Consider the following 14,972-nt stretch of genomic DNA (forward strand, 5'->3'; position numbering starts at 1 on the left):
GCCATGCCAAGCAGGAGGGCGCAGGTCCGGTCTTCTGCAAACGATACGAAAAAGGCCGCGGTTTGAGCCGCAGCCTTTCTTGCAAAAACGACAGGAACGAACGCCGTCAACTCGCCCGCTTGAACACGTTGTACCAGCGCTTCCTGGGAACGGTGATAGCCCGTTCGAGGATTTCCGCGGCATAAAGCGAAGCGTTTTCCCGGGCCTTGCCGACACCGGAGACCAGCGACGTGTCGAGGCCGGAGAGGCCGCCGCCGAATTCGAAGAGATCGCGGAACGCGGCGCGTTCCACAATCGGGGTCATAAGAACGTCGATATTCTGGGCGGAAAGGAAGTCTTGGACCGCCTTCATGGCACGCGTTGTCACCGCGGCATTGGTACGGGTCAGAACCACGCAATGCTTGATGTCGTGGCGGACGATCTTTTCCAGCTTCTTGATCAGGGTCAGGATCTTGGCGCCACCGCGCGCATCCATCGAAGACCCCTGGATCGGCACGACCACAAGGTCGGACACTGAAAGTGCGTTGGCGACGATGAGGTTTTCGGTTCCTTCAAGATCGACAATCACATAGTCGGACGTTTCGGCGGCAAGTGTGATCTGCTCTGTAATGGAGGCCGGCGAAATTTCGCTGACGACGTTGATGCCCGGGCTCTTGCGTGGCAGCTCGTACCACTTCGAGATCCATTTCTGCGGGTCCGCATCAAAGATGGTGACACGCTTTCCCCGTGCTGCGACTTCTGTCGCCAGCAGCAGAGCCGCCGTGGTTTTTCCGGCGCCGCCCTTTGCGTTTGCGAAGGAAATGACTGGCATCTGGCTTCTCCTGACCTTGCCGAGCATTGTCTGGAGCAACTTGCGTCTGCGAGCGCATGCCGAAAGCTGCCCCAACACCTTGAAGGCGATCTGTCAGCGGGTTCCCGAGTGTTCCGTTGCAAATCCGCTTGTGTCGCCGATGACCCATTGCAGGCCTATCTGTCTGGCAGTCTTGGATTTTTATGGTTACCAAATCCTTAAATTCGCAATTTGCAGCAGACTTATTCAACAAACGTTAGGATTTGTGGATAAAGACCAGCAAAACGCCTTGGCACTATTTGCAAGGGTCTGGCGAAAAGCTGCGTTCAGCCGCAATGGGCAGCCTGGATGACGCGAATTCGACAACAGCAACGCCTCGTGCGTCTTCTTTCTGGGGGGAGAGAAATCCTGCCGGATTTTGGATCGCCACCGATTGCATGCGCCTTGGGTGCCGCGTAGGTTGTCGGTGCGGAAGAGGTGCCTGAATCGGTGGTCTGCCGCTGTTGATCGGTCTCATGGTATTCGGGGCACTTGTCCGCGTTGATTTGAACGCCAGATGCTTTGGGGTCAGAATTATGTCTTTGATCCGCGCCTTGAAGGACGCCACATGCTGCACCGATTTCTCAACTCCCGCCCGGCCTGCTTGATCCGGAACCTTCTGCTTTGCGGGGTGTTGGCATATGCGGGCACGGCAGGGGCAGCCTGGGCTGAGGCCTTGAAGCCTTACAAGGATGGGCTGTTCAGATACAAGAAGGTCTCCGAAACGCTCTATGATGGCGATTTTATCGTCGTTGAATATTCCAAACAGCGAGACCTGCGCGATCGCGACGAAGTCGACGAACGCCGGGTCTACGGAAACTATGTCTCCTACAAACCGAAGCGGGGCCGTGGCAGCGGAGAACTGAAAGCCAACGGCCGGGTTGTTGAATTCATGGGCACCGGCAACTGGAAGGGCGGTGCCAATGCCATCGTGATCTACATTCACGGGCAGGGCGGCAACCGCTTTCAGGGCATGAACGACGTTTCGTTCGGTGGCAACTTCAACCGCGTTCAGAACCTGATGGTCAGGAACGGCGGCGCCTACCTGACCGTCGACATAAAGAACTTCGACAATCGCGGCACGGCGGATGTGGCAGCCCTGATCCAGTATCAGAAGCAGCTGTCGCCCCGTGCCAAGGTCGTGGTTGCCTGCGGCTCCATGGGCGGCATCATCTGCTGGAACCTGGTAAAGAACGCCAATTATGCCAGCATGCTTTCCGGTATCCTGCTGCTTGGCTCTCCGAAGGATCCCAACTTCCTGTCTTCAGGTGCACTCGGGCGCAACGTGCCGATTTATATGGGGCAGGGGACTCTCGATCAGGTCTACAATTGGGAAGATCAGGCGAACTTCTTCAAGCAGATCAAGACCAGGGCTCCGAACTATCCGATCAAGTTCACGCTGTTCGATACAGGCACCCACGGCACCCCCATCCGCATGACCGACTGGCGCCTGATACTCAACTGGATGCTGGGTTAGGCGAAGGCTCGGCACTGTTGGGGACCAAAACTGGCTCGTGTGAATTGGTCTGCACGGCGCCTGAGCAAACTTGAAATGCTTTTGCGGTTGCCCTTACGTCACTTTTAATTTCAAATTACCCTCTGGGCACCAATGCCTATCATCTGGAAGACGGCTCGAAACCGCCGTTTTCGGCGTGCCAGCCTCGATCCTCGGGTTGGCGTCGCCTATCAGGGGGGATGTATCATGTCAGAGTATTTTGATCTCGGCCGCTATACGCGTGTCGTAACGTCAATACCGGAAGCGCAAGTCTGGTTTGACCGCGGTCTGGTCTGGCTATTTGCCTATAATCACGAAGAGGCGATTGTCTGTTTCGAAAAGGCGGTGGCGGCCGACCCGGCCTGTGCGTTGGCTCACTGGGGCATCGCTTACGGTATCGGTCCGAATTACAACAAGGCCTGGGAAATCTTCACGCCTGAGGAAAAGGGGCCTGCGCTGGCACGAGCACATGCAGCGCTGGCCACCGCAAAAGCGCTGAAGGAGGCCAGGCCGGTGGAACGTGCGCTGATCGAGGCCCTGGCGTCGCGTTATCCTACAGATCCGGAAATCGAAGACTATCAGCCCTTCAACGATGGCTTCGCGGAAGCGATGAAACCCGTTTACGAAGCCAACAGGGAAGATCTGGATGTCGCGTGCACCTATGCAGAGGCCTTGATGAACCGCACGCCCTGGCAATTGTGGGATTTCCACACGGGCGTGCCGAACCCTGAAGGTTCCACCACCGAGGCCGTGGCTGTTCTGGAACATGCATTTGAGAGGTTGCCAGGCGCCTGGGATCATCCTGGGCTCTTGCACATGTACATTCACCTGATGGAAATGTCGCCGCACCCGGAAAGGGCTTTACGCCATGGCGACAGGCTGAAGGATCTGGTTCCGGATGCCGGGCATCTTGTGCACATGGGAACGCATATCGATGTCTTGTGCGGCGACTATCAGAATGTGCTCTACCGCAATCTTGCGGCAGCCAAGGTCGACGACAAGTTCAAGGCTTACGCTGGCCCGGCGAATTTCTATGCGCTGTACCGGATCCACAATCTGCATTTCGCCTTCTACGGCGCCATGTTTCTTGGCAGGAAAGGCGCCGCGGTGGAGGCTGTCGAGCGATTGCGCGGCGAGGTGCCCGACGAAGTTGTTCGATCGTATCCGGACGTTTTCGAAACCTTCGTGGCCGCCGCACCGCATGTCTACATCCGGTTCGGAATGTGGCCTGAAATCCTTGAGCTCGATCAGCCGGCGGACAAGGAACTCTATGTCACCACCAACGCGTTGATCTACTACGCGAAGGCCATCGCCCTGGCCAACCTCGGCCGTCATGACGAAGCCCAGTCCGCCATGGCGGATTTCACCGCGGCTTATGCGCAGGTGCCCGATAGCCGGATGCTCTTCAACAACACCGCAAGGGATGTCCTCGCCGTTGCAGAGGAAATGATGAAGGGCGAGGTGGCTTTCAAGGCTGGACGGAAGGAAGAAGGGCTTGCCCATCTTCGCACTGCCGTCGACCTGGACGACGGGCTTCAATACGAAGAGCCGTGGTCCTGGCCGCAGCCAACGCGCCATGCCTTGGGCGCGCTCCTGATGGAAGCCGGCAAATATGAGGAAGCCGAGGCGGTCTACCGCGCGGATCTCGGATTGGACGGCAAGCTGCCGCGCCCGAGTCAGCATCCACGTAATGTCTGGGCGTTGCACGGATTGCATGAATGTCTGGTAAGGCGCTCGGAGAAGGTGGAGTTGCCGCACGTCAAGCTTCTGCTCGACCAGGCCATCGCGCGTGCGGACATTCCGATCCGGGCAAGCTGCCTCTGCCGGGCGAAGGCCGCGTAAAGAAGAGTTCGGGCAGATCAACGACTGGTTTTGGATGCCGCTAAAAAATGACCGGATACCTGCGCCACATGGCTGGGACCGGAGCGGGCGTCTATATCTTGGTGAGCTTTGCCTTCAGCAAACCTTCCGCCAGATGATCGAACACTACGCGGATCCTCTGGCTGGTGTGAAGTTCGCGGTGGGTGACCAGCCAGATTGGAAACGAAACCGGTTCGATATCGGAAAAGGCGGGAACGATCTCGGGGAACCGTGCAGCGATTTCATCCGCCATGATGGCCAGACCGAGGCCCTGGCGGACGAATTCCCAGGCGACCACACCGCTGGGGGAGCCAAGGCGAATATTGGCCTCGGTCACCTTCAGACCGAAGGCGCGCAGGTAGCCGACCAGCTCTTCGTTGTTGTCGAAGCCGATAAAATCGAGATCTGGCGCATCGTCCCTCGTCAGGGGGCGGCCGAATTGTTCAACCAGTGATCTGGCGCCGAAGATGCGGGCCGGGGCTGCCCGTAGCTTGCGGGCATAAAGGTCAGGATGGTCCGGTTCGACATGTCGAATGGCAATATCGGCTTCGCGTCGGCGCAAGTCGCTCAGGCTGTTGGTACAAAGCACTTTCACTTCCACGCCCGGTGCCTTTTTGCGCAGCTCACGCAAAATATCGGGCAAGAGATGAGCTGCCATCAGATCCGTCGTGGAAACGGTGACCAGTCCTTCGACTTGCTGTGATTTGCCGGATGCCGCAAGGGATATCCGGCTGGCCGCGTCGCCCATGGCACGCACATGATCAGCCAGTTCGATCCCGGCTTCCGTGAGGGTCAGGCTCTTCGACACACGCTCGAACAGGGTCACGCCAAGTGTCTGCTCAAGCGCCGCCACCTGCCGGCTGAGCGTGGGTTGGGTCAGTCCGAGTGCTCGGGCAGCTGCGGAGAGAGACCCTTCCTCTGCCGTTACCAGGAACGCACGGGCCTGGTTCCAGTCGAATGTGATGGTCTGCCAGTTCATGCAAATATGTATATCAACTAGCCAGAATTCGGCAATTCTCATTCATTTCTGAAGCAAGTAGATTTCTTGTCGAAAGGAGACGCCAATGAGCCCGTCATCTTTGATGATCCAATTGGCAAACATCGTTCTTTCGGTTCTGGAGTTCCTGGCTTCACCCACTGGCGGCCGCGATATCGGCCGCGACATTCTTCATCAGATCGGTCTGCGCGGCGGCCGCAAGAAGAAGAAATAGCGGGTACGGGAGTTTCAAGCAGCCTGTGCTTCGAAGCTGTTTCGAAGCACGGATAACTGTGTGCCGGCTGTCATATTTGCAGTCGGACCAGGTTCGACCGGTTACTGCCGTTCCCGTTTATCTGTTAGAAATGGACTATTCGCCATGGCGACAACATGGACCAATGAAATGCCGTCATCTGCCGGTTTCTGGAGCAAGGCTGCGCGCAAATATGCTGCGTCTCCAATCCGCAACCAGGAAGCTTACGAAAAGACGCTGGAGCGTACGACGGAACATCTGGGGCCGCAGGACAGTGTTCTGGAACTGGGCTGCGGCACAGGGTCGACGGCGCTTTTGCTGGCCGGCAATGTCAGGTCTTATCTTGCGACCGATTTCGCCAGCGGCATGATCGAGATTGCACAGGCGAAATTGAAGGTTGGGCCGGACACCGAAGATCATCCGCAAGGGTTGAGGTTTGCCGTTGCCGATGTCTTCAGCGACAAGGTCGAGCCGGGGAAAACCGGGTACGATGCCATCCTTGCCTACAACTTCCTGCATCTGGTGGAAAACGCCGAGGACACCCTGTCCCGCATTCATCATCTTCTGAAACCGGGTGGGCTTTACATTTCCAAGACCGTTTGCCTGAAAAGGCGCGCGTGGCTGTTTGCTCCCCTCGTCAAGGTGATGCAACTGGTTGGCAAGGCACCTTTTGTCCGTTTCTTTTCCTTTGACACACTTGAAGACAGCATCCGGTCGGCAGGGTTCGAAATCATCGAGACAGGAACCTATCCTGCACCCTACAGCCGCTTTGTCGTGGCAAGGAAGCTCTGACAGGGGGCGCAGAAAAAGAAGCGTCCCGGATATTTCTTAAATCGATTGAATTGGCCGATTGCGGCGACTTGCAGATAAGGGGTGTTGAGTGCTAGGTGTGATCTGTCTCGCCACACTTGCTCCCTCGAAAGCTGCAAATGCTCGTCCGCGACCGCGCCTTTTTCGCGTCCATGTTCTTGACGGTTCTGGCCGACCAGATCCTCCTGTTTCTGGTGCCGCTGGTGATCTTCCAGATAACCGGCGATGTCGCCTGGTCCGGCCTTGCCTTCTTCTTCGAAACCTTGCCGCGCTACCTGACATTTCCAGTCGCAGGCATTCTGTGTGACCGGTTCTCGCCGATCCTGCTGCTGCGTATCAGCCGCATCCTGCGGGCTGTGGCCTGTATTGTCGGTATCGCCGGTCAGCTTGCATTTGGTGGGGTCTGGTGGCTGATCGGGCTTTCTGCCGTCGTCGGCATTTTCACGACGCAGGGAATGCTGGCGCTGGAAATGGTGCTTGTACGTGCCTTCTCCGACCAGCGTTTCGAAAAAGTGGCGAGTTACGGACAGCTCGCCTCGCAAATGGGCGTCGTGCTCGGTCCGTTGGTCGCCGCCTACCTCATGGCGTTCTGGCCCTGGCAGGCAGTGGTCGTGCTGGCAACGGTCCTGTTTGTGTTGGCCGATCTTGCGTTTTACTTCTGGCCCGGTCAGGCGCGAATGGAAGACGCTCCAGGCAAGCGTGTTTCGCGCCATCCCGTGGCGGACCTCAATCACGCGCTCAAGCTGGTCTGGACATTGCCGAGCCTGACGCGGGCAATCCTGCAGGCCGCCGGCGTCAACCTGATCATTGGCGCGACGCTGGCAACGGCTGCCGCCATGATGACGGGCTTTTTCAGCCGAAGCGAACAGGTCTACGCCTGGCTTCAGGTCGGCGGAGCCCTGGCGACACTTGCCGTCCTGACGCTGACCGCACATGTCGCGCTCAGCCTGAAGACCCTCGGCGTTACGGCTTACGGGTTGATCTGCGCGGGGGCCGTGCTGACAGGCCTTGGAGCCCATCCGCTGATCTATGCGGCAGGTTTCCTGCTGATTGCCGGGTTCGACAAGATGTTCAACATCTATGTACGCACTCTGCGAAAGGAGATCATACCGCCGGAGGAATTCGGCAAGACAACCGGCGTGATCATCTGCCTCAACAATCTGTCGCAGCCGCTGGCTGGCCTCATCGTCGCCATCTTCGCAGCTGGAGACGACGCAAGGGCCGTCCTGCTTGGCCTTGCCGGCGCAATGGCAGTGCTGGGCGTCATGACATTCCGGCGCGCCGCCACGCAGTCGTAACACGTGGCATGGGGTGGCAGATCAGCTGATAGCCGGCTGTTCTCGCAAGGCCGTCAGTCCTTCTGCTGACCGTCTGACGATATCAGCGATCTCGGTGAGCTGGCCTGCCAGCGGGCTCCTTCTACGCCAGACCATGCCGATTGTCCGGGTGGGTTCGGGGGCTTCAAAACGCGAGATTGCCACCGATGCGGATCGGGTCTCCACGGGAACGGCCATTTCCGGAATCAGGGTGACACCCATCCCCGCACTGACCATCTGGACCAGCGTTGAAAGGGAACTTGCGTCCAGCACTTCGCGCGGCGGGCCGGATTGCAGGTTGCAGAAGGACAGGGCCTGATCGCGAAAACAATGGCCTTCCTCCAACAAAAGCAACCGCATCTCACGCAGGCTGTCGGCGCTCGGCATTGGTGCGTTGGCTTCCCGCGCCGAGCGCACCAGCACGAAGCGCTCGCTGAAAAGGGCCGTTTCGGCAAGCGTGCCTTCGGAAACCGGCAAGGCCACAATCGCCGTGTCGAGGCGGCCTTCGTCCAGCTCGTCGATCAGGTTCGGCGTCACTGTCTCGCGCACATGAATGTCCAGCTCCGGATAGCTCCTGGTCAATGCTCCGACAACGCTCGGCAGAAGATACGGGGCGACAGTCGGAATGACGCCGATGCGCAGCCGCCCGACAAGCCTTTCGCGTGATGCCCTGGCAAGGTCACCCAGCTCCTCGGTGGCCCGCAGGATGTCGCGGGCACGCTCGGCGGCAACTTCACCAAAATGTGTCAGGCGGATTTGTCTGGCCCCGCGTTCGAACAAGCTTGCGCCGAGCACTTCCTCCATTTCCTTGATCTGCATGGACAGCGCCGGCTGCGAAATGGCGCAGGCCTCGGCTGCCTTGCCGAAATGACCGTGCCGGGCGAGGGCCTCGAAATAGCGCAACTGTTTGAGGGTGATATTGATCATAAGCATAACTTATCGAACTGATCAGAAAATTCAACTTCCTCTGATCGATTGCCTTTGCTAGCGTCAATCTGCACAGACGAAATCAGGTGGCATGCAAACACCCCTTGCGATGCCGGTTGATTTTTGTGCGCGGAGATTTTGGGAGATTTGAGGAAACCGATCTGTCCCGGGCCCATACGGGCCTTGCGGATATCACGGGCGTCTCACGCGGCCCGAATAATCGAACGTTTCAGATGACAGTGGAGAGAGTTATGGACGCTAAGGTGGAAAAGACAGGCGGTTGCCCTGTAATGCACGGCGGCAACACGGCGATGGACAAGCCGGTAACGAAATGGTGGCCGGATGCGTTGAACCTCGACATCCTGCACCAGCGCGGTGCACGCACCAATCCGATGGACCCCGACTTTAACTACCGTGAAGCCGTGAAGGGTCTCGACCACGAGGCAGTCAAGGCCGACGTCCGTGCGCTCATGACCGAAAGCCAGGATTGGTGGCCGGCTGACTGGGGTCACTACGGCGGTCTGATGATCCGCCTGGCATGGCATTCCGCCGGTTCCTACCGCATGCAGGACGGCCGCGGCGGCGCGGGCTCCGGCAACATCCGGTTCGCTCCGCTGAACTCCTGGCCCGACAACGCCAGCCTGGACAAGGCCCGCCGTCTGCTGTGGCCGGTCAAGAAGAAATACGGCAACGCGCTTTCCTGGGCCGACCTGATCATTCTGGCCGGTAACATGGCTTACGAATCCATGGGTTTCAAAACCTTCGGTTTCGGTTTTGGCCGCGAAGACATCTGGGGTCCGGAAACCGATGTCTACTGGGGCTCGGAAAAGGAATGGCTCGCACCGGTCGAGAACCGTTTTGAAAACGCCGATGATGCGACCTCCCTGGAGAACCCGCTTGCGGCGATCCACATGGGCCTGATCTACGTCAACCCGGAAGGCGTGAATGGCCAGCCGGACCCGGTGAGAACCGCAGCGCATGTTCGCGAAACCTTCAAGCGCATGGCGATGAACGACGAGGAAACCGCGGCATTGACTTGTGGCGGCCACACCGTCGGCAAGGCCCACGGCAACCGGTCTGCTGAAGGAATTGGTGTCGAGCCGGAAGCCGCCGGTGTTGAGTCGCAGGGCTTCGGCTGGGCGAACACCGAACAGGGTGGCAAGGCTTCCAATGCGTTCACCTCCGGTATCGAAGGTGCCTGGACGCAATTCCCGATCCAGTTTGACATGGGCTACTTCGATTACCTGTTCAACTACGACTGGGAACTGCGCAAGTCCCCGGCTGGTGCCTGGCAGTGGGAACCGGTCAACATGCCGGAAGACAAGAAGCCGGTTGATGCATCTGATCCGTCGATCCGCCGGAACCCGATGATGACCGATGCCGACATGGGCATGAAGATGGACCCGGTCTACAACGAGATCTGCCGGAAGTTCATGGCTGACGAAGCCTATTTCCGCGATTGCTTTGCCCGCGCCTGGTTCAAGCTGACCCACCGCGACATGGGCCCGAAGGTCAACTACCTTGGTCCGGACGTTCCGGCTGAAGACCTGATCTGGCAGGACCCGATCCCGGCTGGTTCCACCTCCTACGATGTGGACGCCGTGAAAGCGAAAATCGCCGCCAGTGGCCTGACCGCTGCAGAGATGATCGCAACCGCATGGGACAGCGCCCGGACCTTCCGTGGCTCCGACAAGCGCGGCGGCGCCAATGGGGCGCGCATCCGTCTCGCGCCGCAGAAGGACTGGGAAGGCAATGAACCGGCACGCCTCGCCAAGGTTCTGGCCAAGCTCGAGCCGATTGCTGCCGAAACCGGTGCTTCGGTTGCCGATGTCATTGTTCTGGCCGGCAATCTCGGTGTGGAACAGGCAATCAAGGCAGGTGGCTTTAACGTCTCTGTTCCGTTCGCTCCGGGCCGCGGTGACGCAACCGACGAACAGACGGATGCAGAGTCCTTTGAAGTTCTGGAGCCGCTCGCTGACGGCTTCCGCAACTGGCAGAAGAAGAAATACGTTGTCAGCCCGGAAGAGATGATGCTCGACCGTGCACAGCTCTTGGGCCTGACCGCGCGTGAAATGACTGTCCTGGTGGGTGGCCTGCGCGTGCTGGGGACCAACTACGGTGGTTCCAAGCATGGTGTCTTCACCGACCGTGAAGGTGCCCTGACCACGGACTTCTTCGTCAACCTGACCGACATGGCCAACAGCTGGCATCCGGTTGCTGACGGTACCTACGAAGTGCGCGACCGTCAGCTGGGCACGTTGAAGTGGACCGCGACCAGCGCAGACCTGGTCTTCGGCTCCAATTCCATCCTGCGGGCCTATGCGGAAGTCTACGCTCAGGACGACAACAACGAGAAGTTTGTGAAGGACTTCGTTGAAGCCTGGACCAAGGTCATGAACGCAGACCGGTTCGACCTGATCTAAGGACGGTATCTGCAATTTGAGACAGATGGCGGCGCCCCGGGGTTTCCCGGGGCGCCGTTTTCTTTGGGCGGGCTTTCCGTCCGGTGCTGATTTTGCGCTGCAGCAGATCATTTTCATCAGCACTAACCCTTATCTCCTTGAAAAGGTCATTGTTCCGTCACAAGGTTTATGTTGCACTGCGAAGCAGTTTCAGGTTGCGCTTGAGACAGCGAAGTGTGGTGGTCGGCCGGTTTCCCTCCGTCCTGGCCGCCCAAGGTTTCGGGAGCTGTGCGCATATGTTTGATTTGACGGGCCACAAGGCCCTTGTTGTCGGGGTCGCCAACGATCAGTCCATTGCCTATGGCTGCGCCAAGGCCTTCCGTGCGCAGGGAGCAGATCTGGCGATCACTTATCTGAATGAGCGGGCCGAAGCCTACGTGCGGCCTCTGGCCGAACAGCTCGATGCGGAAATCATTGCCCCGCTCGACGTGCGTAATACCGAGCAGATGGACGCGCTGTTTTCCGAGATTGAGGCCAAATGGGGCCGTCTCGACACTTTGCTCCATTCCATCGCCTTCTCCAAAAAGGAAGACCTGCATGGTCGTGTGATCGACTGTTCCGCGGACGGCTTTTCGCTGGCCATGGACGTTTCCGTCCACTCCTTCCTGCGGCTTATCAAAAGGGCCGAGCCGCTCATGCCCCATGGCGGTACCTGCATGACAGTATCTTTCATGGGCGCGCAGAAGGTCGTCGAGAACTATGGCGTCATGGGCCCGGTCAAGGCCGCACTGGAAGCGGCCACCCGCTACGCGGCAGCCGAGCTCGGATCGAAGGGGATCTCGGTCCATGCGCTGTCGCCAGGTCCGCTCAAGACCCGCGCCGCATCGGGCATTGCCGAATTCGACGCATTACTGAACGACGCGGCTGAACGCGCGCCGACACACCAACTGGCCACGATCGACGATGTCGGGGCCTATGCCGCCTTTCTTGCCAGCCGGGAGGCGTTCAACGTCACCGGGGCCGTGCACCCGATCGACGGTGGCTACAGCATTCTTGGATAGGAGGTCCTGATGAAGGACATTTTTGACGCGCTTGAAAAAGGCCAGAACGAATTTCTGGAATCGCTGCATGATGCCACCGCCTGGGGCCCCTCGGAGCGTTTTACGGCACTGCAGGCCCAGGCGACGGAGCTGTCCAACCTGGCGGAACTGATGGGCAGGGGGCTGACCAAGCACCTGACCCGGATCTCGGACGATCACAAGACCCGTTGGCAGTCGAATATTTCCGAGTTCGGCAAAGCCGTGGAAGCCATGGGCGGTGCGCAGGAAAAAGGATCTTTATACGAGGCCTGGGAAGACTACTGGAAGGATGCGGCCCAGCGCATGGTCCTCACAATGGACACGCTTCGTCAGCGCGGTGACATCTTCCTGGATCACGAAGAGGCCGGCTGTCCACCTGTCCTGATCTATGATTATGAAGTGGTTCTGGACGGTGCCGATCTGCCGCGCCCCAGCTGTTACATGTTGCTGAAAATCATTCCGCCCGCAGATCTGCCATGCCGTGATCCGAAACCCTGGAAACGGCCCTATATCATCATCGATCCACGGGCCGGACACGGAGCCGGGATCGGCGGTTTCAAGCCGGACAGTCAGGTGGGCGTTGCCCTGCATGACGGTCACCCGGTCTACTTCGTTGCCTTCAAGCGGATGCCGGAGAAAGGCCAGACACTGGCGGACGTGACCCATGCCGAGGCGGCCTTCGTGCGCAAGGTCATGGAGCTTCACCCCGAAGCTCCGAACCCGGTGGTGACAGGGAATTGCCAGGGTGGTTGGGCGACGCTGCTGCTGGCTGCCATGAACCCGGATCTGACCGGGCCGGTCATCCTCAATGGGGCACCTGTGTCCACATGGTCCGGCCGGGTCGGTGAAAACCCGATGCGCTACAATGCCGGCGTCCTGGGTGGGACCTGGAACGCGATGTATTACTCCGACCTTGGTCACGGCATCTTCGATGGCGCCGACATCGTGCAGAACTTCGAACTGCTCAATCCGGCCCGGAACTACTTCGGCAAGTACTACGATCTCTATGCCAAGGTCGACACCGAGCCAAAGCGTTTCCTGGAGTTCGAACGCTGGTGGGGCGGGTATTTCCTGCTGAACGAAGCGGAGATGAAGTGGATTGTCGAGCAGCTCTTCGTCGGCAACCGTCTTTCCAAGAACGAGGCACAGCTCGAGCCCGGCCGAAACGTCGACATCAAGCATATTCGCGCGCCGATCATCGTTTTCGCCAGCTATGGCGACAACATCACACCGCCGCAGCAGGCCCTCAACTGGATCATCGACACCTACACGGATGAGCGGGAAATCGCCATTCGTGGCCAGCGGATCATTTATATGGTCCACGAACAGGTTGGCCATCTCGGCATTTTCGTGTCCTCCAAGATTGCGAAGAAGGAGCACACGGAAGTCACTTCGACACTGAAGACAATCGAGGCGCTGGCGCCAGGCCTCTACGAAATGACCATCGACGACTATGAAGGCCCGCTGTTGGAGCGGGAATTCACGGTCAGCTTCCATGAGCGCAAGATGGAAGACCTGACGAAGATCGATGATGGCCGGGACGATGAAATACCCTTTGCCGCTGTTGCCCGTGCATCCGAGCAGCAGGCCGAATTCTACGATGTTTGCGTACGGCCTTTCGTGCAGGCTTTCGTCACCGAGCAGAGCGCGGATCTGCGTCGCAAGAGCCATCCGCTCAGAATGCAGCGTGCGCTGTTCTCCAGCCTAAATCCGGCTCTCGGCTGGTTGCCTGGCATTGCCGAACGTGCAAGGAACGAAAGGTCTCCGGCCGCTGCAGGCAATCCGTTTGTCGAACTGGAAAAGGTCAATGCAGCCTTGATCGAGCAGTCCATGGATCTTTTCCGGGATTTGCGCGACACAGCCTACGAGAACCTCTTCTATTCCATTTGGGGCACGCCCTACATGCGCTGGTTCGGCCGGACCAAGCAACCGGGCCGGACGCTGAAGCGCAAGGACGAGTTGCGCAGCTTGCCGCCGGTCCAGGCAGCCCTGATGCATATCGAGGAAGGTGGTTTCTGCGAAGCGGTGATCCGTATGCTGATCCTGCTTGCCGACAGCCGGGGCAATGTTCGCCGCGACCGTCTGGAACGCTCAGCCCGTGTCCTGACACAGGACGAACCGTTCAAATCGCTCAATGCGGACGAACGCAGTTTCATTCTTCAGGAACAGACGCTGATCGTCGAATTTGCCCCCGAACTGGCAATCGAAACCTTGCCAAAGCTTCTGAAAACCCCGGAAGAGAGGGAACTTGCAGCCAAGGTTGTGCGGTTCATTCCCGGTGCAATAGACGAAATGACGCCGCATACACTGGAAACGCTGCAGCAGTTCCACAAGGTGCTGGGCCTGCCGCCTGTTTCGGGAGACATCACGGAAGATCCCCTTGCCGCGACCGATGTAGTCGTCGAGCCGGGTAAGGAAGACGCCCGAGCGGCACAGGAAGAGGCGGCGAGCAAGGCCCCCGCGCAGTCGGCGCCAACGCGGACAGCTCCCGTTAGGGCGGCTTCGGCTGCGGCAGTGCCGAGCAAATCGTCTCCTCGCAAGACTGCAACGCGAAAGGCAGCGGCGCGTGAGACGACGGCTCCACGCAAATCACGCAGCAGCGCGAAAAAACCGCAGGAACCGGCTGAATAATAATAGGGGGCGTCCGGGCCTCTCGGACGCCCCCACAGAGCCCCCCTGGAATTATTTTTGGAGTTTGGCTCTGATCTGAAACGGTGTTTCGCTTAGCAGGCTAAGACATGTTTCCGGCAATCCGGCACAGGTGGCGCCGATGTCCAGCCGCCGGATTTGTCCGTTAAGCATAGCAAGATCGGTGCTGCTCACAAGTGCCGGAACGCTGCTTCCGGTAGGAATTTGAGCTGCCGAATTTCGAACTCTGTTTTTATTGCATTTTTCGCTACGCTCCAGCGTGATGGCGAAAGACAAACTTCCTATTCGCCACTCGAGTGCCTACTTCTTGTCCGAAGCAGAGCCGCTCGTGGTTCGGAAACCCGTGTACCTGGGTGAGGGAAAACCCTGCTTCGAG

At 58.8% G+C, this 14,972-nt stretch carries 11 protein-coding genes and 1 pseudogene; 8 read left to right on the plus strand and 4 right to left on the minus strand.

Features of this window, described 5'->3' with window-relative positions:
* Positions 1–106: 106 nt before the first annotated feature.
* Positions 107–811, minus strand: a complete 705-nt coding sequence (locus ACVDG9_RS06990) for an AAA family ATPase (protein ID WP_035908315.1) — start codon at positions 809–811, stop codon at positions 107–109.
* Between the two features lie 225 nt (positions 812–1,036).
* Positions 1,037–1,234: pseudogene (locus ACVDG9_RS06995) on the minus strand (hypothetical protein); the annotation flags it as partial.
* Between the two features lie 163 nt (positions 1,235–1,397).
* Here ACVDG9_RS06995 and ACVDG9_RS07000 point away from each other — a divergent pair.
* Positions 1,398–2,306: an alpha/beta fold hydrolase gene (locus tag ACVDG9_RS07000; protein ID WP_075284264.1), complete on the plus strand. Its 909-nt coding sequence runs from the start codon at positions 1,398–1,400 to the stop codon at positions 2,304–2,306.
* Positions 2,307–2,531: 225 nt separating this feature from the next.
* Positions 2,532–4,166: a tetratricopeptide repeat protein gene (locus tag ACVDG9_RS07005; protein WP_447237610.1), complete on the plus strand. Its 1,635-nt coding sequence runs from the start codon at positions 2,532–2,534 to the stop codon at positions 4,164–4,166.
* A 91-nt stretch (positions 4,167–4,257) separates the two neighbouring features.
* Here ACVDG9_RS07005 and ACVDG9_RS07010 read toward each other — a convergent pair whose 3' ends face one another.
* Positions 4,258–5,163: a LysR family transcriptional regulator gene (locus ACVDG9_RS07010; protein ID WP_447237611.1), complete on the minus strand. Its 906-nt coding sequence runs from the start codon at positions 5,161–5,163 to the stop codon at positions 4,258–4,260.
* An 85-nt stretch (positions 5,164–5,248) separates the two neighbouring features.
* Here ACVDG9_RS07010 and ACVDG9_RS07015 point away from each other — a divergent pair, with 85 nt between their 5' ends.
* From ACVDG9_RS07015 to ACVDG9_RS07025, 3 genes are all read left to right on the plus strand, one after another.
* Positions 5,249–5,395 carry a hypothetical protein gene (locus ACVDG9_RS07015; protein ID WP_023000028.1) on the plus strand — a complete coding sequence of 49 codons (147 nt, stop codon included), beginning with the start codon at positions 5,249–5,251 and terminating at the stop codon, positions 5,393–5,395.
* Between the two features lie 144 nt (positions 5,396–5,539).
* A complete protein-coding gene (locus ACVDG9_RS07020) occupies positions 5,540–6,205 on the plus strand; it encodes a class I SAM-dependent methyltransferase (protein ID WP_447237612.1) in 666 nt (221 codons plus the stop codon).
* A 137-nt stretch (positions 6,206–6,342) separates the two neighbouring features.
* On the plus strand, positions 6,343–7,521 hold the full coding sequence (locus ACVDG9_RS07025; protein WP_447237613.1) for an MFS transporter: 1,179 nt from the start codon (positions 6,343–6,345) through the stop codon (positions 7,519–7,521).
* A 21-nt stretch (positions 7,522–7,542) separates the two neighbouring features.
* On the opposite strand, the gene ACVDG9_RS07030 is transcribed toward ACVDG9_RS07025, so the two are convergent.
* The gene (locus tag ACVDG9_RS07030; RefSeq protein WP_031268978.1) at positions 7,543–8,466 is read right to left on the minus strand and encodes a LysR substrate-binding domain-containing protein; all 924 of its coding nucleotides are present in this window, start codon (positions 8,464–8,466) and stop codon (positions 7,543–7,545) included.
* Between the two features lie 251 nt (positions 8,467–8,717).
* Between ACVDG9_RS07030 and katG the strand changes: the two genes are divergently transcribed.
* The 3 genes from katG to ACVDG9_RS07045 all read left to right on the plus strand — a co-directional run bounded on the left by katG (position 8,718) and on the right by ACVDG9_RS07045 (position 14,578).
* Positions 8,718–10,889, plus strand: coding sequence for a catalase/peroxidase HPI (gene katG / locus ACVDG9_RS07035; RefSeq protein ID WP_228869187.1), 2,172 nt, complete (start codon positions 8,718–8,720; stop codon positions 10,887–10,889).
* Between the two features lie 275 nt (positions 10,890–11,164).
* Positions 11,165–11,929, plus strand: a complete 765-nt coding sequence (gene fabI, locus ACVDG9_RS07040) for an enoyl-ACP reductase FabI (RefSeq protein WP_023000033.1) — start codon at positions 11,165–11,167, stop codon at positions 11,927–11,929.
* Between the two features lie 9 nt (positions 11,930–11,938).
* Positions 11,939–14,578, plus strand: a complete 2,640-nt coding sequence (locus ACVDG9_RS07045; protein ID WP_447237614.1) for a DUF3141 domain-containing protein — start codon at positions 11,939–11,941, stop codon at positions 14,576–14,578.
* Positions 14,579–14,972 lie beyond the last annotated feature (394 nt).

The organism is Roseibium sp. RP-7, assembly GCF_053005225.1.

Bases quoted from the DNA above. Each gene is read 5' to 3' on its own strand.
- ACVDG9_RS06990 (WP_035908315.1), bottom strand. From the start codon at position 811: ATGCCAGTCATTTCCTTCGCAAACGCAAAGGGCGGCGCCGGAAAAACC.
- ACVDG9_RS07000 (WP_075284264.1), top strand. From the start codon at position 1,398: ATGCTGCACCGATTTCTCAACTCCCGCCCGGCCTGCTTGATCCGGAAC.
- ACVDG9_RS07005 (WP_447237610.1), top strand. From the start codon at position 2,532: ATGTCAGAGTATTTTGATCTCGGCCGCTATACGCGTGTCGTAACGTCA.
- ACVDG9_RS07010 (WP_447237611.1), bottom strand. From the start codon at position 5,163: ATGAACTGGCAGACCATCACATTCGACTGGAACCAGGCCCGTGCGTTC.
- ACVDG9_RS07015 (WP_023000028.1), top strand. From the start codon at position 5,249: ATGAGCCCGTCATCTTTGATGATCCAATTGGCAAACATCGTTCTTTCG.
- ACVDG9_RS07020 (WP_447237612.1), top strand. From the start codon at position 5,540: ATGGCGACAACATGGACCAATGAAATGCCGTCATCTGCCGGTTTCTGG.
- ACVDG9_RS07025 (WP_447237613.1), top strand. From the start codon at position 6,343: ATGCTCGTCCGCGACCGCGCCTTTTTCGCGTCCATGTTCTTGACGGTT.
- ACVDG9_RS07030 (WP_031268978.1), bottom strand. From the start codon at position 8,466: ATGATCAATATCACCCTCAAACAGTTGCGCTATTTCGAGGCCCTCGCC.
- katG (WP_228869187.1), top strand. From the start codon at position 8,718: ATGGACGCTAAGGTGGAAAAGACAGGCGGTTGCCCTGTAATGCACGGC.
- fabI (WP_023000033.1), top strand. From the start codon at position 11,165: ATGTTTGATTTGACGGGCCACAAGGCCCTTGTTGTCGGGGTCGCCAAC.
- ACVDG9_RS07045 (WP_447237614.1), top strand. From the start codon at position 11,939: ATGAAGGACATTTTTGACGCGCTTGAAAAAGGCCAGAACGAATTTCTG.